The following is a 24,650-nucleotide window of genomic DNA, read 5'->3' on the forward strand; positions in this document are numbered from 1 at the left end:
ATGCTCAGCCCTGGCGTTCAGCTCGGCAACCGGTACCGCCTCGACGAGCGGATCGCCAGCGGTGGCATGGGTGATGTCTGGCGCGGCACCGACCAGGTCCTCGGTCGTACGGTGGCGGTCAAGAGCCTGCTCCCCGCGCTGATGGACGATCCGGGCTTCGCCGAGCGGTTCCGGGGCGAGGCCCGGACCATGGCCACCATCAACCACCCGGGGGTCGTCGACGTCTACGACTTCGGCAGCGACCAGCAGATCGCCTTCCTGGTGATGGAGTACGTCGAGGGTGACGCCCTCGCCGCCACCCTCAACCGGGTCGGCCGGCTCACCCCGGCCCGGACGATGGCCCTGGTCGCGCAGGCCGCCGACGCGTTGCACGCCGCGCACGAGAAGGGCATCGTGCACCGGGACGTGAAGCCGGGCAACCTGCTGGTCCGCCCGAACGGCACCCTGGTGCTCACCGACTTCGGTATCGCGCGCTCGGACATGGTGGGGCAGCTGACCGCCGCTGGATCGGTGCTCGGCACCGCGTCGTACATCTCGCCGGAGCAGGCCACCGGCGCGGTCGCCACGCCCGCCTCCGACGTGTACGCCCTCGGTGTGGTCGCGTACCAGTGCCTGGCCGGCCGGCGCCCGTTCGAGGGTGACAACCCGCTGGAGATCGCCATGAAGCACGTCCGGGACAATCCCCGGGCGCTGCCCCGCGACATCCCGCCACCGGTCCGTTCGATCGTGGAACGGGCCATGGCCAAGGACCCGAAGGCGCGGTGGCAGAGCGCCGCCGCGCTGGCCGGGGTGGCCCGCCAGGCCAAGCAGCTACTGTCCCAGCAGAACCGGGGCGGCGGTCCCGCCGGTCCGATCTCCGCCGCTCCGGCCTCGCCGGCCGCGCCGCCGCCCGGCCGGGCCCAGGTGCCCGCCCGGCAGCAGCCCCGCCCGCCGGTCTCGGCCCAGCCCCTCTCACCCGTGGCCCAGCAGCACGGAGCCCAGCAGCACCGGCCGCCGGCGGCCCAGCAACATGGTTCGCCCGCGGCCCAGCAGTATCGGCCGCCGGCGGCGCAGCAGCTCCGCCCACCCGGGATGGCCCAGCAGCATCGCCCGCAGCCGGCGCTTCCGCAGCCCCGGCCGCCGATCGTGGCCCGCCCGCCGGCCGGGGCCCACCTGCCGGGTCCGCTGGCCGGGCAGCCCGCCCGCCCGCAGCAGCCGCAGCGGGCACCCTCGACCCCGCCGCAGGGTTTCCCGCCGAACCAGCATCCGATGCCGCAACCCCCCGGACGTCCCCTCGGGTACGCTCGGCCGCCGGCGCCCCAGGCCGCCCCGCGCCGGTCCAGCTCCGCGATGGTGCTGATCGTCATCCTGCTGGCCGCGGTGGTCCTGCTCTGCTCCGGAATTGTCACCTACTCCAACAAGATGGCGCTGGCCGGGGAGCCGGCCGTACCGAGCGTCACGGTCGGTGTGCTGGCTGGCGGTGGACGCGACGATCCGGCCCAGACGCCGTACCGTCGGATGGAACGGATCCTGCCGGTGGACGGCGACACGACGACGAGCGAAGGACGACAGACGCGATGACAGCGCAGGCCCGCCTGCTCGGTGGCCGGTACCAGGTCGGCGAGCTGCTCGGCTACGGCGGCATGGCTGAGGTCCATCGTGGCCGGGACCTGCGCCTCGGCCGGGACGTCGCGATCAAGATGCTCCGGACCGACCTGGCCCGGGACGCCACCTTCCAGATGCGGTTCCGCCGGGAGGCGCAGAACGCCGCGTCCCTCAACCACCCGGCGATCGTCGCGGTCTACGACACCGGTGAGGAGATCGCCCCGACCGGCGAGACCCTGCCGTTCATCGTGATGGAGTTCGTCAACGGACGGACCCTCAAGGAGGTGCTCGGCGCCGAGGGCCGGCTGCAGCCGCGTCGGGCGCTGGAGATCTGCGCCGACATGGCCGCCGCCCTGGAGTTCAGCCACCGGCACGGGATCATCCACCGGGACATCAAGCCGGGCAACGTGATGCTCACCCAGACCGGCCAGGTCAAGGTGATGGACTTCGGCATCGCCCGGGCGCTGGCCAGCGGGGCCACCACGATGACGCAGACCAGCGCGGTCATCGGCACCGCCCAGTACCTCTCGCCCGAGCAGGCCCGGGGCGAGGCCGTCGACGCCCGCTCCGACGTGTACGCCGGCGGCTGCGTCCTCTTCGAGCTGGTCTGCGGCCACCCGCCGTTCGTCGGTGACAGCCCGGTAAGCGTCGCCTACCAGCACGTACGTGAGCAGCCGCCGACGCCGAGCGACATCAACCCGGACGTCACGCCGGCGATCGACGCGATCGTGCTGAAGGCGCTGTCGAAGAACCCGCTCAACCGCTACCAGAGCGCCGGTGAGATGCGGGCGGACCTGCTCCGCGCGGCGGCCGGCCGGCCGGTGCTGGCCACCCCGGTACTGCGCGAGGACGAGACCACCCAGCTCGCCCCGCAGGCGGCCGCGGCCGGGTACCCGGCTGCCGGTGGCCCCGCCACCACCCGGCAGGTACCGGCCCGGGTAGGTGACCCGCAGCGGCGGCGTACCTCGTCCTGGTTGATCGCGGTCTTCGCCGCGGTCGGGGTGCTGGCGGTGATCGCCCTGGTCGCCGCGCTGATGCAGAACCGGGAGCCCGAGGACACCCGGATCGCGGTGCCGACCATGGCCGGTAAGCAACAGGCTGCGGCCGTCACCGAGCTGCGCGCCGCCGGCTTCAATCCGGTGATCGGCGAGCCGGTCTTCGACAGCAACTGCACCGAGGACACCGTCACCAGGCAGACCCCGCCGGCCGGCACCAGGCTGGAGCGGAACGAGACGGTGACGATCCAGATCTGCGGCGGCAAGCCCGAGGTCGAGATCCCCAACGGGCTGGTCAACTCCCAGTTCGAGAACGTCGAGCAGCAGCTCGACGACCTGGGCCTCGACGTCGAGCGCAAGGACGTCAACAGCGCCCAGCCCAAGGGGATCGTCACCAAGGTCACCCCGGGCGAGGGGACGAAGGTCGCCGAGGGTGCCGAGGTCGTGGTGGAGGTCTCCCGGGGCAACATCCGGCAGGTGCCGAACGTCGACGGGATGACCCGGGACCAGGCCAAGCGGGAGCTGGAACGAGCCGGTTACAAGGTCAGGGTCGTCGACGGCGAGGAGGTCCCGGCGGCGCAGGCCGGTCGGGTCAGCGGGCAGAACCCGGCCGCCGGCCGGTCCCTGCAGACCGGCGAGACGGTGACCATCGAGGTAAGCGTCGAGGAGCCCGAGCCCGAGCCCGACCCGACCTCGGAGAGCCCGGATCCGCCGGAGCCGACGCCGACGCCGACCGCCCCGGGCGACGGTGGTGGCGAGGGTGGCGGCCTGCCCCGCGTCGTCTCCCCGCCGGCCCGCTTCACCGACTGACCGATCGTTGCTCGCCGGGTCACCGAGGGTGGCCCGGCGGGTCGTGGGTCGGTCCGGTGCGGCCGGTCAGGTCGCGGGCCGGTCAGGTCGCGGGACGGTCAGGCGGTGGCGAAGGCGGCCAGCCGGCGGGCGTCGACCTCGGCGGCCAGTTCGGGGGCGCGCTCCAGGGCCGCCGGGTGCCCGCAGGCGGACAGCCAGTTCGCCAGCATCAGGTGACCGCCCTCGGTGAGCACCGACTCGGGGTGGAACTGGACCCCCTCGATCGGGAGAGTGCGGTGACGCATCGCCATCACCACCCCGGAGTCGGTCCAGCCGGTGACCTCCAGCTCCTGCGGGAGGGTCTCCGGCAGGACGGTGAGCGAGTGGTACCGGGTCGCGGTGAACGGATCCGGCAGCCCGGCCAACACCCCGACCGAGCTGTGCCGCACCTCGGAGGTCTTGCCGTGCAGCAGCTCGGGGGCGCGGGCCACGGTGGCCCCGAACGCCTCCCCGATCGCCTGGTGACCGAGGCAGACGCCGAAGATCGGCAGCTCGCCGGCGTACCGGCGGATGACGTCCAGGCAGATCCCGGCCCGGTCCGGACTGCCCGGCCCCGGTGAGAGCAGTACGCCGGCCGCCCCGAGCCGCCCCACCTCGGCGAGGTCGATCTCGTCGTTGCGCCGGACCTCGCACTCGACACCGAGCTGGCCGAGGTACTGCACCAGGTTGAAGACGAACGAGTCGTAGTTGTCGATCACCAGAACGCGCATCTCGTCACCGGTCCGGGGAGGGTGGGGTGTTGTTCTGCTCGGTGTCGTACGGCAGGTCGTGATCGTCACCGGCGGGGGCGTCCTCGCCGGGCAGGTCCGGGTTGCCGCCGGCCGGCCCACCGGTGTCCCCGGTCGGCTGCTCGACCTGTACGTCGTCGAAGGGCAGCAACGGCTCGGCCCACGGGAAGATCACGTACCAGAGCAGGGCGACGGTCGCCGTCGCCAGCATGACGCTGCCGAGCAGTTTGCCCGGCACCCCGAACGGCAGCTTGCGCCAGATCCACGCGTACACCGGCTCAGCCCTCCAGCTCCGACGGGCGCCCCTCGGACTTGGCCATCTTGCGGTCGAGTTCGGCGTGCACGATCAGCCGTTCGTAGTTGTCGAACTTGGGGTTGCAGGTGGTCAGGGTGAGCATGGCCTGGGTCGGCTTGGCCCGGGGCCGGCCCGGCACCGGGGCCACCACCTCGACCTGCGACGGCTTCACGATGTGGTTCTTCGACACCCGGTAGACGAACCAGGTGGTCTTGGACTCGGCGACGATGACGTCCCCGTTGTTGAGTTCGTCGAGTCGCCAGAAGGTGGCCCGGTTGCGGTGTCCGGCGACGGAGAAGTTGCCGACCTGGCCGGGCATGGCGCTGTCCGGGTAGTGGCCGGGGGCGTACCGGATGTCCTTCTGGCTCACCCCCTCGACCACGATCCAGCTCTTGTCGAGCTTGGGGATGTAGAGGCCGGCGATCGGCTTGCCCTCCACCGGTGGCTTCGGGGTGGCGGGGGCGCTCGGCGTGGCCGACGGGGCGACGGTGGGGTCGTCGGTCGGGGCCCATTCCTGGGCGAGCTGGTCGGAGAGGTCGCTCTGGTGGGCGTCGACCATCACCGACTTGCCCCAGATCTCGTAGCCGGCGAAGAGGAGCACCACCAGGCCGAAAGTGATCAGGACTTCGCCGGAGAACCGGATCCCGGTACGCAGTCGCGACCAGAACGACGGCCGGGTCAGCTCGGAGTAGACGCTCTTGTAGCCCTCGCCGGTCTGCTCCGGGCGGAGTTGGACGACGCGTTCGCCGCGTCGAGCAGGTGGCGGCGTCGCTGGTCCGTCGGCCGGGCGGTCGCTCTCCGGCATCCGGGGGACCGCACCCATCAGCGCGGTCGAGTCGAGAGCGGGGTCGGTCTGCGGGGGCCGCCGGGTCACCGCCGGGATGAGCGCGGTGGCCGAGGGGTCGACGGGTCCTTCCCGCCCGCCCGGCTCCGGACGGGGCTTGGCCGCAGCGGGACCGACCGTGGACAGGAAGGCGGTCGGCTGGTCCGTGCCGGTGCCCGGTCCGCCCTCGTGCCGGGGGTGGGCGGGTTGTTGGTGCGACGACTGCTGGTGGGCCGGATCGGGCTCGTTCGGGGTCGACCCCTCCGGTCGGTTGCCCCGCCACGGCGGGGGCGCGCTGCCCGGACCGGACGCCGTCGCCGGACGTCCGGTGGGCTCGGCAGCGGGGTGCCGGTCCGCCCAGGTGGCGGCCTCCCCGGTCCGCTCAGCACCCGGGTACCGGCCCGGCCCAGACCCGCCGGACCAGAGCGAACCAGCCGGTACGGCGCCGGTTCCCGGTTGCGGCGCGGCGGGGCGTACCTGGTGGGCGCCGGTCGGGGCGGAGTCGCCCGGCCGGGTCGTCGCCGGTGGGCCGTACCGGGAATCGGTCGGGTGGGTCGGTCGCCCGGATTCGGTCGGGTGGGTCGGTCGCCCGGATTCGCGCGGGTAGGGCTGGGGGCGACGGTCCACGGCGGGGCCGGTCTGCGGGTGCCCTGCCGGTCTGCCGGCCTGCGGGTGCTCTGCCGGGCGGCCGGTCGGCTCCGGGCGGGCCGGCGCGCGGGGTGGCAGCACGGGCGTCGGCCAGGGGCCGGCGGGCGCGCGGTGGGCCGCCGCCGGGTCGGGTCGGTTGGTCCGGGTCAGGAACTCGGTGGACTCCTCGGGCCGGCTCCGGTGGCGACCGTCGCGGTCGTCCCGCCAGTCGTCGACCGGGCGGCTCACCGGGGGACCGTCGCGGAACGCAGCGCGGTGGAGTCCTCGAACGCCGGCACGGTGACCGGCGAGACGGTCTCCCGGTAGCCGAGCTGGTAGTCGTCGACCGCTTCCTTGAACAACCGGACTCCCTTGGAGCCGGCGAGGGCCTGCTGAAGTGCGGCCGGATCGCCGATTGCTACGATCTTGAACGGTGGGGAGTACACCCGGCCGTGCAACAGCAGGGTGTTACCCACGCAGCGTACCGCGCTGGTCGACAGCACGCGGACGTTCATGATTGACATGGCCTCGGCGCCGCCGGCCCAGAGCGCGTTCACCACCGCCTGGACGTCCTGCTGGTGGACGACCAGCTCGTCGTTGCTCACCCCATCGGGTAGCACCTGGTCGCCGAGGCGCTGCGCGTCGTTGAGCTCGACGGTCACCCCGGTGCCGGTGAGCGCGGTGAACCCGGCCTGCTGCAGGCTCCCGGTGCCCCGGTCCCGCTGCTCCTTGATCGGCGTGTCCGACTCGGCCAGGGTGGCCGTGGTGTTCTCCACGTCGGCCCGCAGGGCCGCGGCCCGTCGTTCGCTGGCCGCGACCTGCTCGCGGCGGTCCTCGATCACCTGCTTGAGCTCGGGGCGTCGGTCCTCGCGCAGGGCGGTGCCGCCCGCGGTGGTGGCGGTGGTGGTGAAGAGCAGGCCGGCCGCGGCGGCGATCAACGGAACGCCGATGGACCAGCCCGGCCGCCGCTGCCGCGGCCGCCGTGGCAGCAGTCCGGCGACCAACCGCCGGAGCACCTTCTGCCAGGAGGCCGCACCGGATGTGTACTCCACCGTGCGCTCCTTTCCCGTCGCGGAGGCCGGACCCGCCGAACGCGGGTCGTCGTCCTCGGTGACCGGAATACTTACCTATATTTCGGTCACTCCGACCAGCGAAGTGACCCTGTTCGTGGCTTGAACGGGTCTTCCGGACTACGCTGGCTGACGAACATTATTGGCCATGGACCGTCGCCCTGCGTCCGGTTGTCAGGCCGGACGAGGTAGTCACCCCCTCTGGAGAGCGTCGTGCCCAAGTCACAGGTCCGCAAGAAGAAGGTGTACACCCCGCCGACGGATGTCCGTCCGACGACGACGGCGTCGACGCGTAAGCCTAGCCCGGTGTGGCTGCCGGCCTCGGCGGTCGCCCTGATCGTCTTCGGCATCGGGTGGCTGGTCGTGTACTACCTCTCCGAGCAGGAGTACCCGGTCATGTCGTGGGGCTACTGGAACCTCGCGGTCGGGTTCGGTGCCATGGTCGGCTCGCTGGCCCTGCTCTCCCGCTGGCGCTGACCCGGTTGGCGTAGGCCGAGGCCGGTCGGCGGCGTGCGGGGCTCCGGCCCGGGCGGCGGTGCGTCGACCGGGGTCGCCGCTGTGACGTTGTGGTGCCGCGTAACCCCTGCTGAGGCGCTTTCCAGCCGGTCCGCCTAAGGTGTCCGCAGGGCGGCGCGGCCCCCGGGTGCGAGGATTCTCACGTTACTGGTGGGTAACCTTGCGCGTAGGCTGCACGCGACAGGCAGCAGACCGGGGAGGCCAACTCGATGGGCAGCGTCCAGATCGGCACCACGATCCTCGCCGCCGCCATCACCGCCGTTGCGGTGTGGCTCGCGGTACGCGCGGTCATGAAGATGACCGCCGTCATCCGGCTGGGGCAACCCGATCCGACCCGCTCGGCCGACAAGGGCGCCCGGGTCAGGGCCATGCTGACCGAGACCGTCGGGCACACCCGGATGCTGCGCTGGAGCCTGGTGGGCGCGGCGCACTGGTTCGTGATGGTGGGCTTCGTCGTCCTGTCGCTGCTGGTGCTGGAGGCGTACTTCGAGGTCGTCTCCCCGACCGGTGGGCTGCCCCTGATCGGTGGCTGGGCGGTCTACGGCCTGGTCACCGAGTGGATCGGCATCCTCGGCCTGGTCAGCATCCTGATCCTGATCGGCATCCGGCTGCGCAACCGGCCGACCCGCCCCGGCGGCCGGTCCCGGTTCACCGGCTCCACCATGTGGCAGGGCTACTTCGTCGAGGCGGTCGTCCTCGGCGTACTGGTCATGGGCTTCGTCATCCGGGGCTTCAAGGTCGCCACCGACCACTTCGAGTACCCGGCCTGGGCCACCCCGCTCAGTCACGCCGTCGGCGCGGCGCTGCCCGGCTGGGAGACCGGGGTGAGCATCGCCGCCCTGATCAAGATCTCGATCTCGATGATCTGGGTCATCGTGATCTCCCTGAACGTCACCATGGGCGTCGCCTGGCACCGCTTCCTGGCGTTCCCCAACATCTTCTTCAAGCGTGACCCCGCCGGTAAGGTCTCCGGGCTCGGCGCGCTGCGCCCGATGACCAGCCAGGGCAAGCCACTGGACTTCGAGGAGGCGGATCCCGAGTCCGACCAGTTCGGGGTGGCCCAGGTCGAGCAGTTCACCTGGAAGGGTCTGCTCGACTTCAGCACCTGCACCGAGTGCGGCCGCTGCCAGTCGCAGTGCCCGGCCTGGAACACCGGCAAGCCGCTGTCGCCGAAGCTGCTGATCCTCAGCCTGCGCGACCACGCGTACGCCAAGGCGCCGTACCTGCTGGCCGGCGGCGGCAAGGACCTGACCGGCGAGGAGAAGGCCACCGCCGCCCAGCTCGCCCACCTGGACGTGCTGACGTTGGCCGAGGCGGAGAAGCCGCTGATCGGCGACGCCGAGGCTGGCGGGGTGATCGACCCGGACGTGCTCTGGTCCTGCACCACCTGCGGGGCCTGCGTCGAGCAGTGCCCGGTCGACATCGAGCACGTCGACCACATCGTCGACATGCGTCGCTACCAGGTGCTGATCGAGTCCAGCTTCCCGTCCGAGGCCGGGGTGATGCTGCGCAACCTGGAGAACAAGGGCAACCCGTGGGGCGCTCCGCAGAACACCCGGGAGGACTGGACCAAGGGCCTGGACTTCGAGGTGCCCCGGGTGGGCGAGGTCGAGGACTTCGAGTACCTCTTCTGGGTCGGCTGCGCCGGCGCGTTCGAGGACCGGGCCAAGAAGACCACCCGGGCGGTGGCCACCCTGCTCAACGAGGCCGGCGTCTCCTTCGCCATCCTCGGCGAGGGGGAGACCTGCTCGGGTGACCCGGCCCGGCGGATCGGCAACGAGTTCGTCTTCCAGATGCTCGCCCAGCAGAACGTGGAGACCCTGAACGAGGCGTTCGAAGGCCGCGAGCCCGCCAAGCGCAAGATCGTCGCCACCTGCCCGCACTGCTTCAACACCCTGGGCAACGAGTACGGGCAGCTCGGCGGCGAGTTCGAGGTGGTGCACCACACCCAGCTGCTGGCCCACCTGGTCGCCACCGGCCGGCTCACCCCGGTACAGCCGGTCGACGGCGGGGTGACCTACCACGACCCCTGCTACCTGGGCCGGCACAACCGGGTCTTCGCCCCGCCGCGTGAGGTGCTGGGCAGCGCGATCTCCGGCAACGGCAGCGCCGGCGACGGCGCGGACGCCGGTCTGATCGAGATGCCGCGCAACAGCGAACGCTCCTTCTGCTGCGGGGCCGGTGGGGCCCGGATGTGGATGGAGGAGAAGATCGGCAAGCGGGTGAACGTGGACCGGGTCGAGGAGGCCATGTCCACCGGCGCGAAGACGGTCGCGGTCGGCTGCCCGTTCTGCTCGACGATGCTCAGTGACGGGGTCAACGGCAAGGGTGCCGGCGAGCAGGTCGAGGTGATCGACGTGGCCAGCGTGCTGCTCCGCTCGGTCAGGCCCCAGCGGCCGGCGGCGGGCCGGGAGGACGAGCCGGTCGGCGGCTGAGCGCGGACCGTGGTCGACCCCTCACGCATCGCCATACTTCATTGAAGCGATCGCCGATACCGTTGGTACGCAAGCGATTCTTTCTGCGTGATGGTGAAACAGGTCGCCTTGATCCGGCCCGGAAGGCGACCTAGTGTTGGGCACCGACCGGGCCGGGAAGTCTGTCTCGCCCCCTCTCCGCGAGCGCCCGTGGGTCGGTCGGCAAAGGAGTCGATGCCGGTGGCAACCGCGCCCCTTCATCGTCGTGTCTCGGCACCGTCCCCCCGGAGCACCGGTCCGCGCCGGGCGCTTACCCGGTTGCTCGCCCTGGTCGCCGCCGTCGCCGTCGGCGCCGGGCTGCTCGCCACACCGGCGTACGCGGAGCCCACGGTCGACGAGATCGAGGCGCAGATCGACAAGCAGTGGCGACAGCTGGAGCCCACCATCGAGCAGTACAACAAGGTGCGCTCCCAGCTGAAGGTGAACCGCCGCAAGTCGGCCGACCTGGAGAAGAAGATCCTGCCGCTCCAGATGGAGAGCGAGCTGGCGATGAACCGGATCGGTGAGCTGGCCAGCCGCTACTACGTCATCGGCCCGTCCCAGGAGTTGGGCGCGGTGCTGCTGAACAGCCGGCCCGGTGCGCTCGGTGAACAGCTCACCATGCTCGACCGGGTGGCCATCCAGGAGCGCAAGGAGATCGAGGGCGTCCTGGCCATGCAGGCCAAGTACGGCACCCAGAAGCAGAAGCTCGACACGCTGGTGGCCACCCAGGTCAAGCAGGAGAAGGAGCTGGCCGCCAAGCGCAAGAGCATCACCGCCGAGATCAAGCGCCTTGAGGCGTCGATGCCGAAGACCACGGTGAAGACGGCGAACTGCCCGACCATCGACGGGGTGGTCAACGAGGCCGCACGGGTCGCCATCCGGACGGCGTGCGCCCAGGTCGGCAAGCCGTACGTGTTCGGCTCCACCGGGCCGAACTCCTTCGACTGCTCCGGCCTCACCCAGTACGCGTACAAGGCCGCCGGGATCAGCCTGACCCACTTCACCGGGGCCCAGTGGAACGAGGGCAAGGCCATCCCGCGCAACGAGGCCCGCCCGGGTGACCTGGTCTTCTTCTTCAGCGACCTGCACCACGTCGGCCTCTACCTGGGCAACGACACGATGGTGCACGCGGCCCGCGCCGGCAAGCCGGTGAACGTCTCCAGCATCAACACCATGCCGGTCGCCGGATTCCGCCGGCCCGGCTGACCGACCGCACCGACCACGAGGGCCCCCGACGGCGCGTCGGGGGCCCTCGCCGTCGTCGGAGCGGGTCCGCGAGTGAGCAAACGTGAGACGGAGTGTCATGGCCGAATCCGTTGCGGATCGATGGGGGCCTCTCTACGCTGGTGAATCGTCGGCCGGTCGCAGGTCCGCCCAACCCGGGCGGTAACGGCCGACACCGCCGAGTCGCCGCCCCAGGCGATCCGGGGACCCAGGTACGCCGGGGTGAATCCACAGCCACTGTGGTAGGGCGTCCCCTTCCGCCCGAACCCGTCAGCTAACCCGGTAGGCGGTTCGTCAGAAGGAGTACCGAGCCCGGTGGCACACCATGCCCCGCGGCCACCGTCGACCCGGTCGGCCTCCGCCGACCAGGTGACGGCTACGCCGCGCCTTCGCTGGTTCCGCTGCACCACCGTCCTCGCCGCGCTGGCGGTGACCGCCGGCATCCTGACCGGGGTGCCCGGCGCGGCCCACGCCGACCCGTCGGTGTCGGACATCGAACGCCAGATCGACCAGGACTGGAACCGACTCGAACCGATCATCGAGCGACACAACGCCGTCCGTCAGGACCTGGCCGAAAAACGCCGGGAGGCCGCTGCTCTCGGCGCCCGGATCGAGCCGCTGCGACGCCAGGTGGACGCGGCGCTGAGGAAGGTCAGCGCGCTCGCCGTCCAGGCGTACAAGGGTGAGACCGTCTCGGCGGTCAACGCGCTGCTGGCCGGCCGTACGCCGGGTGAGCTGATGAGCCGGATCGAGCTGGTCGACCGGTTCGCCCACCGGCAGCAGGAGCAGGTCCGGGCGGTACGGCTGCTCCGCGACGAGCTGGCCGCCCGCAAGGCGCCCCTGGACCGGATGATCATCCAACTCAGCCGCACCGAGGCGGGGTTGGCCGCCAGTCGGAAACAGATCGACGCCGAGATCGCCCGGCTGCAGAAACTCCGGCTCCGGGTCTACGGTCGGGGCGGCGGTGGCTCGTTGCGTCCGGCGCCCTGCCCGGCCACGTACCCGGGAGGCGCGGCCGGGAAGGCGGTCACCTTCGCCTGCGCCCAGATCGGCAAGCCGTACGTCTGGGGGGCCGAGGGGCCCGACGCGTACGACTGCTCCGGTCTGATGCTCGCCGCCTGGGCGAAGGCCGGCGTCCGGCTGCCGCACAACGCGGCCCGGCAGCGCAAGGTGACCCCGTCGGTGAGCCGGACCGAGCTGCGCCCCGGCGACCTGGTCTTCTACTACCGCGACCTGCACCACGTCGGGATGTACGTCGGTGCCGGCTGGGTGGTGCACGCCTCCCGGGCCGGGGTGCCGGTCCGGATGAAGCGCCTCGACGACAGTCCCGTGCACAGCTTCGGCCGCCCCGGCTAGGGGCGACCTCGCCGCCGCTGCCGGTGGTGAACCGGGGTCCCCGCACCAGGATCCCGGCCACCCCGGTCAGCCGCGGGGCCCGGGTACCCGCCGCCCGGCGGGGCCCTGTGCGCCGCCCCCGCCGGTCCCGCGGGGGCGGCGCCGGGTCCCGTCGAGGCTCGGCGTCCCGTCGGCGCTCGGCGTTTCGCCGGTCAGCGGGTGGGCCAGGTCTGCCAGCTCTGCCAGGAACGGCTCGGGGTGGGGCCCCGCTGGCCCTGGTACCGGGAGCCGTACCGGGCGGAGCCGTAGGGATGCTCGGCGGCGGAGGAGAGCCGGAAGATGCAGAGCTGGCCGATCTTCATGCCCGGCCAGAGGGTGATCGGCAGGTTCGCCACGTTCGACAGCTCCAGCGTGACGTGGCCGGAGAAGCCCGGGTCGATGAAGCCGGCGGTCGAGTGGGTGAGCAGCCCCAGCCGGCCCAGGCTCGACTTGCCCTCCAGTCGGGCGGCGAGGGTGTCGGCGAGGGTGACCACCTCAAGCGTGGAGGCGAGCACGAACTCGCCGGGGTGCAGCACGTACGGCTCCCCGTCGGGCACCTCGACCTCGGTGGTCAGGTCGTCCTGCTGCTGCGCCGGATCGATGTGGGTGTACAGGTGGTTGTTGAAGACCCGGAAGAGCCGGTCCAGGCGTACGTCGATGCTGGACGGCTGCAACAACTCGGGCTCGAACGGCTCCAGCGCGAGCGTGCCCGCCTTGATCTCGTCGAGCAGGTCGCGGTCGGAGAGGAGCATCGGATCACCTTAGCGACCGCCGGACGCGGAACTCGATCCGGTGCCGGTGACCAGCGCGTCGGGTCGCTTGTCGTACACGTGTTCGATAAGATGTCCACATGGCATCCTGGTCCGAATTCGCCGCTGACGAGCCTCGCCTCGCCGACGGGATCCGCGTTCTCATGCAGCAGTACGGGCCGGGCTTCGGCTACCTGGCCACCGTCCGCGCCGACGGTGGGCCCCGGGTGCACCCGGTCTCCCCGGTGATCACCGACGAGGGGCTGTTCTGCTTCGTCATCGACTCACCCAAGCGCCGCGACCTGGAGCGCGACGGGCGTTACGCGCTGCACTCGTTCCCGCCGGAGGAGAGCGACGACGAGGCGTACGTCGCCGGCCGCGCCCGCCCGGTGACCGACCAGCGCCGGGTCGCCCGGCTGGCCGAGATCGGGCGGGCCGCGCCGCAGGTCGACTGGCGGCTCTTCGAGTTCACCGTCGACGTGGCGATGCTGGCCCGGCACGGGCAGGGCCAGGCGGTGCCGGGTCAGGCCCCTGAGCGCCCGGCGGTGCAGGTCTGGCTCGACCCGCACGGCGGTGCCGGCGCCACCCGCCTCGTCACCGCCGACGTGCCGGACCAGTGGGCCGGTCGACGACGCGACCGTGACCCGCACTACTCCGCCGCCTGACGGCGGATATCCGCCGTGCGCCGCGCCGCCGGGTGCCGGCCCCGTCGTGCGGAGCCGGCACCACGGGCACAACCCCGGTCAGACCGCCCGGTACGCGCTCCACGCGCTGCTCATCCGGCTCGCCTGACCAGCGGTGAACTGGTACATGCACGAGTCGTAGCTGTAGTCCATGAAGTTGGTGATCGGGTCGAGCCCCGCCGCGCTGCAGGTGTCCCGGCCGGTCGGGCAACCCGAGGCCGCCGACGCCTCGGCCGGGGTGTCGCTGACGCTGTCACCCGTGCTGGAGCAGCCGCCCTGGAAGGTGTGGTACAGGTTCAGCCAGTGCCCCACCTCGTGGGTGCCGGTGTCGCCCTGGTTGTAGTTGGTGGCGGTGCCACCTGGCAGTGACTCGCTCAGAACCACCACGCCGTCCATGGTGCTCAGCGTGCGCTGCGGGAAGGTCGCCCAGCCCAGCAGGTTGTTGCTCAGCTGGCCGAGGTAGATGTTGAGGGTGTTCTTGCCGCCCGTACGCAGCGAGGACTTCATCGACCGCTCCGCCGAGGAGCCCTGCCTGATCGGATACCACGCCGAGTTGGTGACCCGGTTGATCTGCTGCAGCTGGAACCCGAACGCGGTGGACGCCCCGCCGGTGGCCCCGCTGAACGCCTGGTTCAACACGCTGATCTGCGAGTTGACCATCGAGTCCGGGATGTTGCCGCCGGCCCGGGTGCTGTCCCGCTGGATCACGTGCACCACCACCGGGATCGTGATGGCGGCCAGCGGACCCACGATCGCGTTACGCGAGGAGGCCCGCTCCCGCAGCGCGGCGGCCAGGTCGGCCTCCCGCGCCTGCACCTGCGCGGCGGTCAGCTCGTTGGGCTCCTGCGCCGCCACACCACCCGGCCTGATCCGAGCGTCGGCATGGCTCTCCGCGGGCTCGACGCAGACCTCGTCGGCTGCGGCGGGTACGGCGGCGACCGCGGGTGCCACACCCACGGCGGCGGTGCTGAGCAGCAGCGCCAAGGTCGTCGAGGCGACACCGGCGGCACGCCGGGTCAGCAGGGAGGGACGGGGTCCCATGGGCCCACCTCTTTCTGGCGACGCGACCGGGGGTGTGTCGCGTCGGGGCGAAAACGTGGGCCAGACGTTACAACCCATCCAAGTATTTGAGAACGTCTAAATGTTGCCGGCGTGAAACTTCTTGCCGGTGAGCCCTCCGCCATGGGCTCTGGAGGTGGGGCTGTCGAGGGGCTCTGGGTTGGAGCCGCCGAAGGGCCGGGGGCGGGGCGGTCCGGCTCGTCCGGGGGCGGCTGCTGCGTGGTGGGGGTGACTCAGGTACAGTGGTGCCGCCTGCGGGTGTAGTTCAATGGCAGAACATCAGCTTCCCAAGCTGACAGTGCGGGTTCGATTCCCGTCACCCGCTCCAGCGTGAAGGCCCTGACCAGGATGTGAATCCGAGTCAGGGCCTTCGATGTTCTGACACCCGGGCGCGAGTGCAGTCCGACGTCAGCCGTACGCCTGCGCCTGCTCCCGATACAGCTGCGCGTACCGGCCACCGGCGGCCAGCAGGCTGCGGTGATCTCCGGTCTCGACGACCTGGCCCTGCGCCAGGACGACGATCAGGTCGGCCGACGCGACGGTGGAGAACCGGTGCGAGATGAAGACCGTGACCGCGCCGCTGGCCTGACCGGCCTGCTTCGCCGTCGTGGCCAGCCGTTCGAACAGCAGGTGCTCAGCCTGCGGATCCAACGCCGAGCTGGGCTCGTCGAGCACCAACAGCAGCGGAGTACGCCGCATGAACCCCCGGGCCAGGGCCAGCTTCTGCCACTGCCCCCCGGACAGTTCCGTACCGGCCGCGTACGCCGTGCCCAGCGTGGTGTCCAGCCCCGCCGGCAGCTGCGCCGTCAGGTCGGCCGCGTCGGCGCGGCGCAGCGCCTCCCGCACTGCGTCGTCGTCGTCCAGCCGCGGCAGGTCACCCAGACCGACGCTGTGCCGGGCCGACAACTCGAACCGGACGAAGTCCTGGAAGCCGACCGCCATGCGCTCCCGCCACCGGTGCACGGGGAACCGGCGCTGGTCCACCCCGTCGATCAGGATCCGGCCGGCGGTCGGCTCGTACAGCCCGCACAGCACCTTCACGAAGGTCGACTTGCCGGCGCCGTTGTCGCCGATCACCGCCACGGTCGAACCGGCCGGCAGGCTCACCCGGACCTCGCGTAGGGCGGCGCGGTCCGCGCCGGGATGGACGAACGACACCCCGTCGAAGGTGATCCCCTGCGTCAGGCGCGGCGGCGGATCGCGGTCCGCGTCGCTGGTCGGCGGCAACAGTTCGGCCCGCAGCTCGTCGACGTGCCGGTACGCGCTGGCGATCCGGTACAGGTCCCGCACCAGCGCGACCGCGGCGGTGATCTGGTGGTTGACCTGCATGGCCAACGCGACCACCAGCACGACGCCGCCGAGGTCGCCACCGCCGACGACCGCCTGGCGGACCGCGACCAGGACGGCACCGCAGTAGGCCAACGCGAAGAGTCCCTGACCTGCGGCACGTACCCAGGCCGACCGCAGGTGCCCGGCCCAGAGCCGGTCGGTGGCGGCCCTCCAGAGGGTGTCGTGGCGGCGGCGCAGCTGCGCACCGAGCCCGAAGATCCGCAGCTCACCCGCGTACCGCACCGAGGTGCTCAACCCGAAGAGGTTGCGGGCGACCCGGGTGTTCTCGGCCGACCCGGTGCGGGCCCGGTCCTGGATCCGCTCGGCCAGCCGGGCGGCGATCAGGGGCGGCGCCACCGCCAGCGGGAACAGCAGCAGCAGCGGGCTCACCTGCGCCAGCAGTACGACGGTGACGGCCATCGCGACGGCCAGCCCACCGAGGCTGAGCACGGCGCCGAGCCCGGTGTGGAACTGCCGGGTCTCCCGCTGCAGAACGGTGAACCGGTCGGCGAGATCGGGCCGTTCGTGGTGCGCGATGCCGGGCGGCCCGTGCGACAGGTCGGCCAGTTCCCGGTCGAAGTCCAGCTCGGTGAGCTCGGCCAGTTCGAAGTAGGCGACGTGGCTGAAGTGCGCGCAGACCAGCGCCGCGACCGCGGCCACCGCCACGGCCAGACCGGCGAGCGCGGCCGAGGTGGTGTTGCCGGCCACCACCTCCCGGGTCAGCGAGGCGAGCCCGACCGCGACGAGCGGGGTGGCCACCGCCCCGACGACGGTCAGCGCGCCGGCGGTCAGGGTCCGGCCACGGCTGGCCCGCCACGCCGTCCCCAGCATCCGGCCGATCGCCCGGATCACGCCCGCACCTGGCCGAACCGGGCGGCCTGCAACCGGAACATGCCCGCGTAGCGGCCCTGTTGAGCCAGCAGCTGCGCGTGGCTGCCCTGCTCGGCGACCCGACCGCCGTCGAGCACGACGATGTGGTCGGCGCGCCGCACGGTCGAGAACCGGTGGGAGATCAACACCGTCGTCGCCCCACCCACCAGGTCGGTGAACTCGTCGAAGAAGCGCGCTTCGCTGCGGACGTCCAGGCTCGCGGTCGGCTCGTCGAGCACCAGGATCGGGCAGCCGTGCCGCAGCGCGAACACCGCGCGGGCCAGGGCGATGCGCTGCCACTGGCCCCCGGAGAGCTGCACCCCGCCGCCGATGTGCCGGGCCAGCGGCGCGTCCGGCCCGCCGGGCAGCCGGTCCAGGTCCGCCGCGATGCCGGCGGCCTCTGCGGCGGCGCGGATCCCGGACTGGTCGTCGATCGCCCGCACCGCACCGAAGCCGATGTTGTCGGTGGCCGAAACCTCGTACCGGGCGAAGTCCTGGAAGATGACCGCGAGCTTGCGCCGCCAGGCGTCCAGCGGATAGTCGGCGATGTCGGTGCCGTCCAGCCGCACCGCCCCCTGGTCCGGGGCGTGCAGCCGGGCGAGCAGTTTGACGATCGTGGACTTACCGGCTCCGTTCGCCCCGACGATCGCCGTGCACTGTCCGGCGGCGAGGGTGAGGTCGAGGCGGTCGAGCACGGCTTCCCGGCGCCCCGGGTAGCGGAAGGTCACCTGGTCGAAGTGAATCCCGTCGCGAGGGTCGGGCACGCGGGACTGCGCCGGGTCCGGGATTCGGGGGGTGACCGTGGCACCACCGGTGCGCTGCCGGTCCGGGACCTTGACCACCTCGGTTCGGAACCGCCGCACCGCGTCGTACGCCCGCATCCCGACTGTGACCTGCAGGTCGGTCTCCGGGTAGAACTCCCCGAGCCGGACGGCACCCAGCGTGGCCTGGGTGACCAGGAAGAATCCGGTGAGGCTCAGCGCACCCGACGCGGTCGCGCCCAGCCCGGCGAGGACCCCGCCGACCGCCACCACGCCGACTGCGGTGACCAGGTAGAACGGTCCCAGGTAGGCCTTCCGGCGGGCGGCCCACACCGGCGCCAGCCAGGCCCGGTACGCCGCGCCCAACTCGTCCCACAGCCAGCCTCGCAGGCCGAAGACCCGGATCTCCGGGCCGGCACCCGGCTCGACCGAGAGCCGGCGCAGGTAGTCGACGCGCCGCTCGGCGCCGTCCAGCGCGGCCCGGGCCTCGGCGTAGCGCCGCAGCCCGCGCCGCTGCGCCCGACGGAACAGCAACACGACCGCGCCGAGGACGAGCCCGGCCCACCAGGCGAACAGCACCGCCACCGCCAGGCAGTAGCCGAGCCACTCGACCACCCGGGCCAGCAGCGCGAACGCGCCGGCGGCCGCCTGGCCGGGGCTGCGCACCCCCTCCTCCAACTCCCGCACCGCCGTCCGCAGCGCGTCGGTGACCCGCGGGTCGGTCAGCGGCACGAGGTCGTCGGTGCCGAGGGCCGCAGCCATCAGGTCGTCGATCAGGACACCGTCGATCCGCCGGGCGAGCAGCTCACCCACCGCGTCCCGCAGCGGGGTCAGCGCCTCCCGCAGCAGCAGGGCCCCCACCGCCACCGCGAAGTTGGTGACCAGCAGTCGCTGGGTGGAGGCGTTCCAGCCGGCGTCGGCGACCTGCGGCACCGCGCCGAGCAGCCGGCTGCTCGCCACCACGAACACGATCGGCAGTACGCCGATTGCGGTGTTCAGGACAAGCAGGGCGGTCACCGGGCCGGGGCCGGCCAGCGGCGCGAGCCGCAGGGCCCGCGCCGGGGTCCACTGGCGGATCACGGGTTGGCGCCCAGCACGTCGGCGCAGCGGGGGAGGTCGAGGTGATCCGCCACCTGGTCCAGGTTGAACGGGTTGATGGTCGGGATCGCGGGGAGCAGCCGGACGGTCGGGGTGTCGTACTTGGCGGCGATGTAGCAGTAGTTCGGCACCAGGGTGGTCAGGTTGTCCGCGAAGAGCTTGTCGTGCGGATAGTGCAGCGAGGCCGCCGCCCGATCGACGACGAACCGCGCCCCGGCCAGGTGCAGCCGGATGCCCAGGTCGACGTCCTCCCCGCCCCAGCTGCGGAAGGTCTCGTCGAAGGCGCCGACCTCACGCAGCGTCGCGGTGCGCACGGAGACGTTGCAGGTCCAGAAGACCGTCCAGGGTGCCCGGAGCGTCGCGATGTCGTCGTCGTGGCTGCGGTAGAAGTCCTCCCGCATGTCGGGCCAACGGCCGTCGGCCGCGAGGGCCTTGATTGCGGCGTCCGCGTCGGTCGGATCCACCAACCCCCGGATCGCCTCGGCATCCTCGTTGTCCAGGTTGAAGCCGTAGACGTAGCCGATGACCGCCTGTGGTGGTCCGTCGGCGGCGTGGCTGTCCAGGTGGGCGCGGAGGCACCCGGAGTGCGGCAGTACCCCGGAGTCGAGCAGGACGCAGACGTCGTTGCGGGCCGCGTTGATTCCCACGTTGCGGGCGGCGGCGACGCGGTAGCCGTCGTCCGGCTGGAAGTGGTAGCTCAGGTCGAGCCGGTCCCGGTACGCCTCGACGACGGCTGCGGTGTCGTCACTGGATCCGTCGTCGACGACGACGACCTCGAACCGGTCCGCCGACAGGTCCTGGCGGGTCAGCGCGGCCAGGGTGTACCCGAGCAGCTGAGCCCGGTTGTACGTGGGGACGACCACGGTGGCGGTAAGCGATTGCGCCATGGCGGGTTGCTCTCTCCTGTCCTAGCTGGCGGCGCGCACGGCCGCGACGAACCGGTCGATCCGCTCGTGGGTGACGCCCGGGGTGCAGACGATGTGGCTGATCTCGCCGACCGCCGGCATGGGCCACCGGTCGAGCACGGCCGGCGGTGGGGTCCGGAACACCACGGTCAGGGCGTACCGGTGTGCCCGCCACGCCGGCCAACCGGCGGCGCTGAGGCGCCGGGCCGCGTACTCGGCCACGGCCTGGCAGCGCAGCGCCATCCGCCGCAGGCCGCCGGCTCCGTGCCGCCGTAGGTGGTACCAGAGGAGCAGGGCCGCATGCCCGTTGCGGGAGCTACTCGTGCCGTCGGGTGCCCCGCACAGGGTGCTTCCCGGGACGGCCGTGGGTAGCGGGCCGGACCGGGCGAGCAGCAGTCCGGTGGGGAATGGAGTGCCGAGGAACTTGTGGCCGCTGATGGAGAGGCTGTCCCCGCCCTGGTTGTGCAGGCCGAAGCTCGGCGGACACCCGCTGGCCAGGGCGATCGGCATACCGGCCAGCGCGGCGTCCACGTGCAGGTACTGGTCGGTCACGCCGGCGTCGGCCAGGACGGCGCGGATGCGGGGCACGTCGTCGACCGCCTCGGTCAGGGTGGTGCCGACCGTCGCGACGACGACCGCCGCACTGCCGGGGGTCCGTGCGCACCGGCTACGCAGGGCGGCGTAGTCCAGCTCGCCGCGCCCGTCGGTGGGGACCGCCACCGCCGGCATCCGCAGCAGCGCCGCGGCCCGGAGCACGCTGGGGTGGGCAGCGGTGGAGTGGAAGACGCAGGCGTGTGGGAAGCGCTGACGGGCGTGCCAGAGTCCGTACAGGATGGCCTCACCGCTGCCGACCGTGACCATTCCCCAACGACTGTCCAGACGTGCCCCGAACATCTCCGCGACCTGGTCGATCACCTCACGTTCGAGGTCCTTGGTGTGCCAGGGGAACACCGGGTCGCCGTCCGGGTCGCCGTAGTTGTTCAGCTCGTGGGAGAAGAACGGCAGCAGCGCCTCCGGCATCGGTGTCGACCAGCCCGGAAACCCCACCTTGTACGGCTCGGCCGAACGCAGCCGGTCCAGTCGATCGGCCAGGGCGGCGGGCAGCGCGCCGTCGCGTACCGGCATCACCGTCACCGGCGGGCCCGCCCCGGCGCATGGGCCTCGACCAGGTCGGCGATCGTGCCCAGCGGGTCGAAGCGGGACAGTTCGTCCTGCAACGCCCGCGCGTTGCGCCGGAAACTGTCGTCACCGAGGACCTTGCGGACCGCTGCGGCGACCGCGTCCGGGCCGGGATGCCCGGTGCGCAGGTCGAGGCCGACCCCCGACCACTCGACCCGGGCGGCCACGTCTGGCTTGTCCTCCGTGTCGCCGCAGACGACCAGCGGCACCCCGTTACGCAGGGCCGCCTGCACCCCGCCGTACCCGCCGTTGGTCACCAGCACGTCGGCGTGCGGCAGTAGCTGGTCGAAGGGGATGTAGCCCTCGACCCTCGCGTTGTCGGGCAGGTTGGGCAGCGACCGGCGCAGGTCTGTGGGCCCGTCCGGGCGGGCGGTCGCGACGACCAGCAGCAGGTCCATCCCGGCGAGTCCGCGGACGGTGGGTTCGATGAGTTCGGAAAGGTCCTCGTTGGCGAGGGTCCCCTGGGTGACCACCACCACGGGCCGGTCGTCGGCCAGTTCGGGCCACCAGGTCGGCTGCTGGAATCCGGGGGTGGGCTGCTGGGGCAGGGCTCCGACGCACCGGAAGGTCTCTGGCGCGTCGGAGCGGGGAAACTCGAAGCCCGGCGCGGTCAACTGCAGGTAGTGGTCCGGTGCCGCAGTCACGCAGTCGAAGATGAAGCCGGGCAGCTTGACGTCGACCTGCGCGAGGACCTGCTCGATGTAGTGCTGCATGCCGGCGTAGACCGTTCGGATCTCCTCGTTGAGTTGCCGGTGCCGGTCGGCCGCACCGGGGCCGGGCAGTGGGCGCTGCCCGGTCGTGAACGGCGGCGCGTCCGCGCTCAGCAGCATCGGTGGCAGGACTCCGACGCAGACTGTGGTGGGCCGGGTGGCGGCGGGCTCGCGCAGGGGGAACGGCAGTGCGCCCAGAAAGATCGTGTCATGGATGAGCACGGTGGCGGGGAAGTCGGCGAGGATCTGCCGCAGCTGGTGGTACTGGGCCACCGCCGCGTCGGCGAAGACCCGCTGCCAGAAGAAGATGTGCAGCTGCGGGCCGGGTGCCACGGTGGCGAACTCCGGGAACTCGTCTGACATCACCCGGTCGTCGAAGTCCGCGCTGGGGTCGAGCGCGACGAAGCGCATCCCCGACTCTGTGATCTTCTCTGCGAACCGCGCGCCGGTCAGGAACAGCACCTCGTGTCCGCGCCGGGAAAGGTCGGCCGCCACCGCGTACAGCGGGGTCACGTGCCCGTGAAACGGCGTTGCCGCCACGATGATTTGCGCCATGGGGTTTCCTCGACTAAGTCATCTGTACTTGAACCCCGTGATATGGCGCGTAAGGCTACGGAGCAGTCAGTCAGGCAGTAAATGCGCAGGCGTTGTGATCATCATGACCCATGGGAGCGCTTCCATATACCCATGCAGGCCGCTACGATGCCTCGCGGTTTGGGGTGGTCGCCGGTCTCACTGGGCGGTGCCGGCCAGCAGCCACCGGCGTACCGGCACCTCCAGCAGCACCCGGTCGTCGCCCCGGATGTCCCAACCGGCGTACTTGCCGGCGAACGCGGTCACGATCGGCGCGGGGAAGTCGGCGTGGTGCACCCGGGCGGCACCTTCGGCGACCACCGGGGCGACCCCATCCTCCAGGGCCAGGGACACCCGGGGATCGGCCCGGACGTTGCGGACCTTGACGCTTCGCCCGTCGCAACCGATCCACCAGACGCAGTCGAGGTACACGAACCAGACCGGGGTCACGTGCGGGGAACCGTCGCCGCGCAGCGTGCAGAGCCAGACGTTGCGCTCATCCGCCAACCGCAGCCGGACGTCGTGCGGCAGCGGAACCGTCGAACCACTCATCGAGCCATGGAACCAGGTCGACGCCCACCGCACCCCCAGCGCGGCGCAGCCCAGCGGCGGGGTCCCGCCCTCCTCCTGCCGTCGTAGGCTGGCGGCCATGCGGATCGGCATCGTGATTCTTCCCGACCAACGCTGGGCGCGGGTCGAGCACCGGTGGCGGCAGGTGGAGCAGTGGGGCTTCGACCACGCCTGGACGTACGACCACCTGGGCTGGCGGGATCTGGTGGACGGGCCGTGGTTCGACGCGGTGCCGACGCTGACCGCCGCCGCCGCAGTGACCTCACGGATCCGGCTGGGCACGCTGGTGGCGTCGCCGAACTTCCGGCATCCGGTCTCGTTCGCCCGACAGGTGACCGCGCTCGACGACATCTCCGCCGGTCGGTTGCTGCTCGGTGTCGGCGCCGGCGGGATCGGTTTCGACGCGACCGTCCTCGGTGGTGAGACGTTGCCGCCGCGACGGCGGGTGGACCGGTTCGCCGAGTTCACCGAGCTGCTCGACCGGGTGCTGCGGACCGACGGTACGACCTGGCGCGGCGAGTGGTACGCGGCGGTGGACGCGCGGAACAACCCGGGTTGCGTGCAGCGGCCCCGGGTGCCGTTCGTGGTGGCCGCGAACGGTCCCCGGTCGATGCGGTTGGCGGCCCGGTTCGGGCAGGGCTGGGTCACCATCGGGGCGGACGTCGAGGATCTGGAGGCCTGGTGGGACAGCGTGGCCGAGTTGGCCGAGCGGTTCGACCGGACGTTGGCCGCGCAGGGCCGCGACGCTGCCACGGTGGACCGGTACCTGTCGTTGGACTCGGCACCGGTCTTCTCGCTGAGCAGCGCCGAGTTCTTCGCCGCGCAGGTACGCCGGGCCGCCGACCTCGGCTTCACCGACGTGATCACGCACTGGCCACGGGAGCGCAGCTGGTACGCCGGTGACGAGGCGGTGCTGACCGAGGTGGCGACCTCGGTCCTGCCGGAGATTCAAGCCAGCTGATCGAGGCGGGCCGGGTCGAGCAGGCCGCGTATCCGTAGTGTCGTGGCGATCTCGGGTGGGCAGGTGACGACGACGGCGGCGGTGCCGACCAGCAGTGCTCCCCGGGCCGCGCAGATCTCGGCGATCGCCCGGACCTGTGCCCCGGTGGCCACCCAGTCGTCGACCACCAGCACCCGGTCGGAGGCGTCGAGGTGCTGGTCGCGGAGGCCGAGTGCGACCCGTCGGCCCCGGAAGTCCGGTGCGCTCTGCGCCCAGGTCGTCGCCCCGGGTGGCAGCCTGCCGTCGGTCGGTTTGTGTGCCGGCACGAAGCCGACCCCGAGGGCGGTCGCCGCGAGCGGGCCGAGGATCAGGCCGGTCACGGCGGGTGAGACCACCACCGTGGGACGCTCGCCCCGGAACGGCGCGACCAACGCAGGCCCCAGCTCGGCCAGGATCTCCGGGTCGCGCCACCACCCGGAGACGTCGCTTACCAGGTGACTACTGGCCGGCCCCGGATCAACCCAGCGGAACCGGCTGACCAGCCGCTCGGCCAGGTCGGCGCGGCGCGTAACCAGGTCGGCCCGGCGGTCGCCCGAGTCGGCGCGGCGCTCACCCAGGTCGGGGCGGTCGCCCGGGTAAGTAGGGCACTCACCCAGGTCGGGGCGGTCGCCCGGGTCGGTACG

21 protein-coding genes, 1 tRNA gene and 1 riboswitch are annotated in these 24,650 nt (G+C 71.9%); of the genes, 9 read left to right on the forward strand and 13 right to left on the reverse strand.

Annotated elements, in window-relative coordinates; translation table 11 throughout:
• Positions 1 to 1,560, forward strand: coding sequence for a serine/threonine protein kinase (locus ACN28G_RS26610; RefSeq protein WP_091432733.1), 1,560 nt, complete (start codon positions 1 to 3; stop codon positions 1,558 to 1,560).
• Entirely contained in the window at positions 1,557 to 3,389 is a 1,833-nt protein-coding gene (gene pknB, locus ACN28G_RS26615) for a Stk1 family PASTA domain-containing Ser/Thr kinase (RefSeq protein ID WP_421480595.1), read from the forward strand. Before ACN28G_RS26610 ends, pknB begins: the two co-directional genes overlap by 4 nt.
• A 98-nt stretch (positions 3,390 to 3,487) precedes the next feature.
• Here the strand turns inward: pknB and ACN28G_RS26620 are convergent, their stop codons facing one another.
• From ACN28G_RS26620 to ACN28G_RS26635, 4 genes are read right to left on the reverse strand one after another with little or no spacing between them, the layout of a single operon-like run.
• Positions 3,488 to 4,138 carry an aminodeoxychorismate/anthranilate synthase component II gene (locus tag ACN28G_RS26620; RefSeq protein ID WP_091432737.1) on the reverse strand — a complete coding sequence of 217 codons (651 nt, stop codon included), beginning with the start codon at positions 4,136 to 4,138 and terminating at the stop codon, positions 3,488 to 3,490.
• A gap of 4 nt (positions 4,139 to 4,142) precedes the next feature.
• Complete coding sequence (locus ACN28G_RS26625) at positions 4,143 to 4,430, reverse strand: hypothetical protein (RefSeq protein ID WP_091432739.1); 288 nt, start codon at positions 4,428 to 4,430, stop codon at positions 4,143 to 4,145.
• Positions 4,431 to 4,434: 4 nt separating this feature from the next.
• Positions 4,435 to 6,150: a class E sortase gene (locus ACN28G_RS26630; RefSeq protein ID WP_421480596.1), complete on the reverse strand. Its 1,716-nt coding sequence runs from the start codon at positions 6,148 to 6,150 to the stop codon at positions 4,435 to 4,437.
• On the reverse strand, positions 6,147 to 6,953 hold the full coding sequence (locus tag ACN28G_RS26635) for a DUF881 domain-containing protein (protein ID WP_091432744.1): 807 nt from the start codon (positions 6,951 to 6,953) through the stop codon (positions 6,147 to 6,149). Before ACN28G_RS26635 ends, ACN28G_RS26630 begins: the two co-directional genes overlap by 4 nt.
• 231 nt (positions 6,954 to 7,184) lie before the next feature.
• Here ACN28G_RS26635 and ACN28G_RS26640 point away from each other — a divergent pair, with 231 nt between their 5' ends.
• The 4 genes from ACN28G_RS26640 (at position 7,185) to ACN28G_RS26655 (ending at position 12,523) form a co-directional block, all read left to right on the forward strand.
• On the forward strand, positions 7,185 to 7,448 hold the full coding sequence (locus tag ACN28G_RS26640) for a cell division protein CrgA (RefSeq protein ID WP_091432746.1): 264 nt from the start codon (positions 7,185 to 7,187) through the stop codon (positions 7,446 to 7,448).
• A gap of 248 nt (positions 7,449 to 7,696) precedes the next feature.
• Entirely contained in the window at positions 7,697 to 9,922 is a 2,226-nt protein-coding gene (locus ACN28G_RS26645; RefSeq protein ID WP_091432750.1) for a (Fe-S)-binding protein, read from the forward strand.
• A gap of 213 nt (positions 9,923 to 10,135) precedes the next feature.
• Entirely contained in the window at positions 10,136 to 11,149 is a 1,014-nt protein-coding gene (locus ACN28G_RS26650; protein ID WP_091432753.1) for an NlpC/P60 family protein, read from the forward strand.
• Positions 11,150 to 11,333: 184 nt separating this feature from the next.
• Positions 11,334 to 11,472, forward strand: a riboswitch (cyclic di-AMP (ydaO/yuaA leader).
• A 10-nt stretch (positions 11,473 to 11,482) separates the two neighbouring features.
• Positions 11,483 to 12,523, forward strand: a complete 1,041-nt coding sequence (locus ACN28G_RS26655) for an NlpC/P60 family protein (RefSeq protein ID WP_421480597.1) — start codon at positions 11,483 to 11,485, stop codon at positions 12,521 to 12,523.
• Between the two features lie 191 nt (positions 12,524 to 12,714).
• Here ACN28G_RS26655 and dcd read toward each other — a convergent pair whose 3' ends face one another.
• Entirely contained in the window at positions 12,715 to 13,293 is a 579-nt protein-coding gene (gene dcd / locus ACN28G_RS26660; protein ID WP_091432758.1) for a dCTP deaminase, read from the reverse strand.
• 98 nt (positions 13,294 to 13,391) lie between these two features.
• Between dcd and ACN28G_RS26665 the strand changes: the two genes are divergently transcribed.
• Entirely contained in the window at positions 13,392 to 13,955 is a 564-nt protein-coding gene (locus tag ACN28G_RS26665) for a pyridoxamine 5'-phosphate oxidase family protein (protein WP_091432761.1), read from the forward strand.
• 78 nt (positions 13,956 to 14,033) lie between these two features.
• Here ACN28G_RS26665 and ACN28G_RS26670 read toward each other — a convergent pair whose 3' ends face one another.
• The gene (locus ACN28G_RS26670) at positions 14,034 to 15,014 is read right to left on the reverse strand and encodes a zinc metalloprotease (RefSeq protein WP_091432765.1); all 981 of its coding nucleotides are present in this window, start codon (positions 15,012 to 15,014) and stop codon (positions 14,034 to 14,036) included.
• A gap of 272 nt (positions 15,015 to 15,286) precedes the next feature.
• On the opposite strand from ACN28G_RS26670, the gene ACN28G_RS26675 reads away from it, so the two are divergent.
• A tRNA-Gly gene (locus ACN28G_RS26675) sits at positions 15,287 to 15,360 on the forward strand.
• A gap of 80 nt (positions 15,361 to 15,440) precedes the next feature.
• Here the strand turns inward: ACN28G_RS26675 and ACN28G_RS26680 are convergent.
• The 6 genes from ACN28G_RS26680 to ACN28G_RS26705 all read right to left on the reverse strand — a co-directional run bounded on the left by ACN28G_RS26680 (position 15,441) and on the right by ACN28G_RS26705 (position 23,120).
• Positions 15,441 to 17,213: an ABC transporter ATP-binding protein gene (locus ACN28G_RS26680; protein ID WP_229688281.1), complete on the reverse strand. Its 1,773-nt coding sequence runs from the start codon at positions 17,211 to 17,213 to the stop codon at positions 15,441 to 15,443.
• On the reverse strand, positions 17,210 to 19,072 hold the full coding sequence (locus ACN28G_RS26685) for an ABC transporter ATP-binding protein (RefSeq protein WP_421480598.1): 1,863 nt from the start codon (positions 19,070 to 19,072) through the stop codon (positions 17,210 to 17,212). Before ACN28G_RS26685 ends, ACN28G_RS26680 begins: the two co-directional genes overlap by 4 nt.
• Positions 19,069 to 19,977, reverse strand: coding sequence for a glycosyltransferase (locus ACN28G_RS26690; RefSeq protein WP_091432771.1), 909 nt, complete (start codon positions 19,975 to 19,977; stop codon positions 19,069 to 19,071). The genes ACN28G_RS26685 and ACN28G_RS26690 overlap by 4 nt, the downstream gene beginning before the upstream one ends.
• Before the next feature lie 21 nt (positions 19,978 to 19,998).
• Positions 19,999 to 21,120: a pyridoxal-dependent decarboxylase gene (locus tag ACN28G_RS26695; RefSeq protein ID WP_139135545.1), complete on the reverse strand. Its 1,122-nt coding sequence runs from the start codon at positions 21,118 to 21,120 to the stop codon at positions 19,999 to 20,001.
• A gap of 5 nt (positions 21,121 to 21,125) precedes the next feature.
• Complete coding sequence (locus ACN28G_RS26700; RefSeq protein WP_139135546.1) at positions 21,126 to 22,439, reverse strand: glycosyltransferase; 1,314 nt, start codon at positions 22,437 to 22,439, stop codon at positions 21,126 to 21,128.
• A gap of 177 nt (positions 22,440 to 22,616) precedes the next feature.
• Entirely contained in the window at positions 22,617 to 23,120 is a 504-nt protein-coding gene (locus ACN28G_RS26705) for a pyridoxamine 5'-phosphate oxidase family protein (protein WP_229688282.1), read from the reverse strand.
• Between ACN28G_RS26705 and ACN28G_RS26710 the strand changes: the two genes are divergently transcribed.
• The gene (locus ACN28G_RS26710; protein ID WP_091432783.1) at positions 23,107 to 23,988 is read left to right on the forward strand and encodes an LLM class flavin-dependent oxidoreductase; all 882 of its coding nucleotides are present in this window, start codon (positions 23,107 to 23,109) and stop codon (positions 23,986 to 23,988) included. The two genes, ACN28G_RS26705 and ACN28G_RS26710, sit on opposite strands and share 14 nt — an antisense overlap.
• Here ACN28G_RS26710 and ACN28G_RS26715 read toward each other — a convergent pair.
• Complete coding sequence (locus tag ACN28G_RS26715) at positions 23,976 to 24,542, reverse strand: phosphoribosyltransferase (protein WP_373868339.1); 567 nt, start codon at positions 24,540 to 24,542, stop codon at positions 23,976 to 23,978. The genes ACN28G_RS26710 and ACN28G_RS26715 overlap by 13 nt on opposite strands.
• Positions 24,543 to 24,650 lie beyond the last annotated feature (108 nt).

The sequence above is a fragment of the Micromonospora sp. WMMA1923 genome (assembly GCF_049179195.1).
GTDB classification, from domain to species: domain Bacteria; phylum Actinomycetota; class Actinomycetes; order Mycobacteriales; family Micromonosporaceae; genus Micromonospora; species Micromonospora yangpuensis.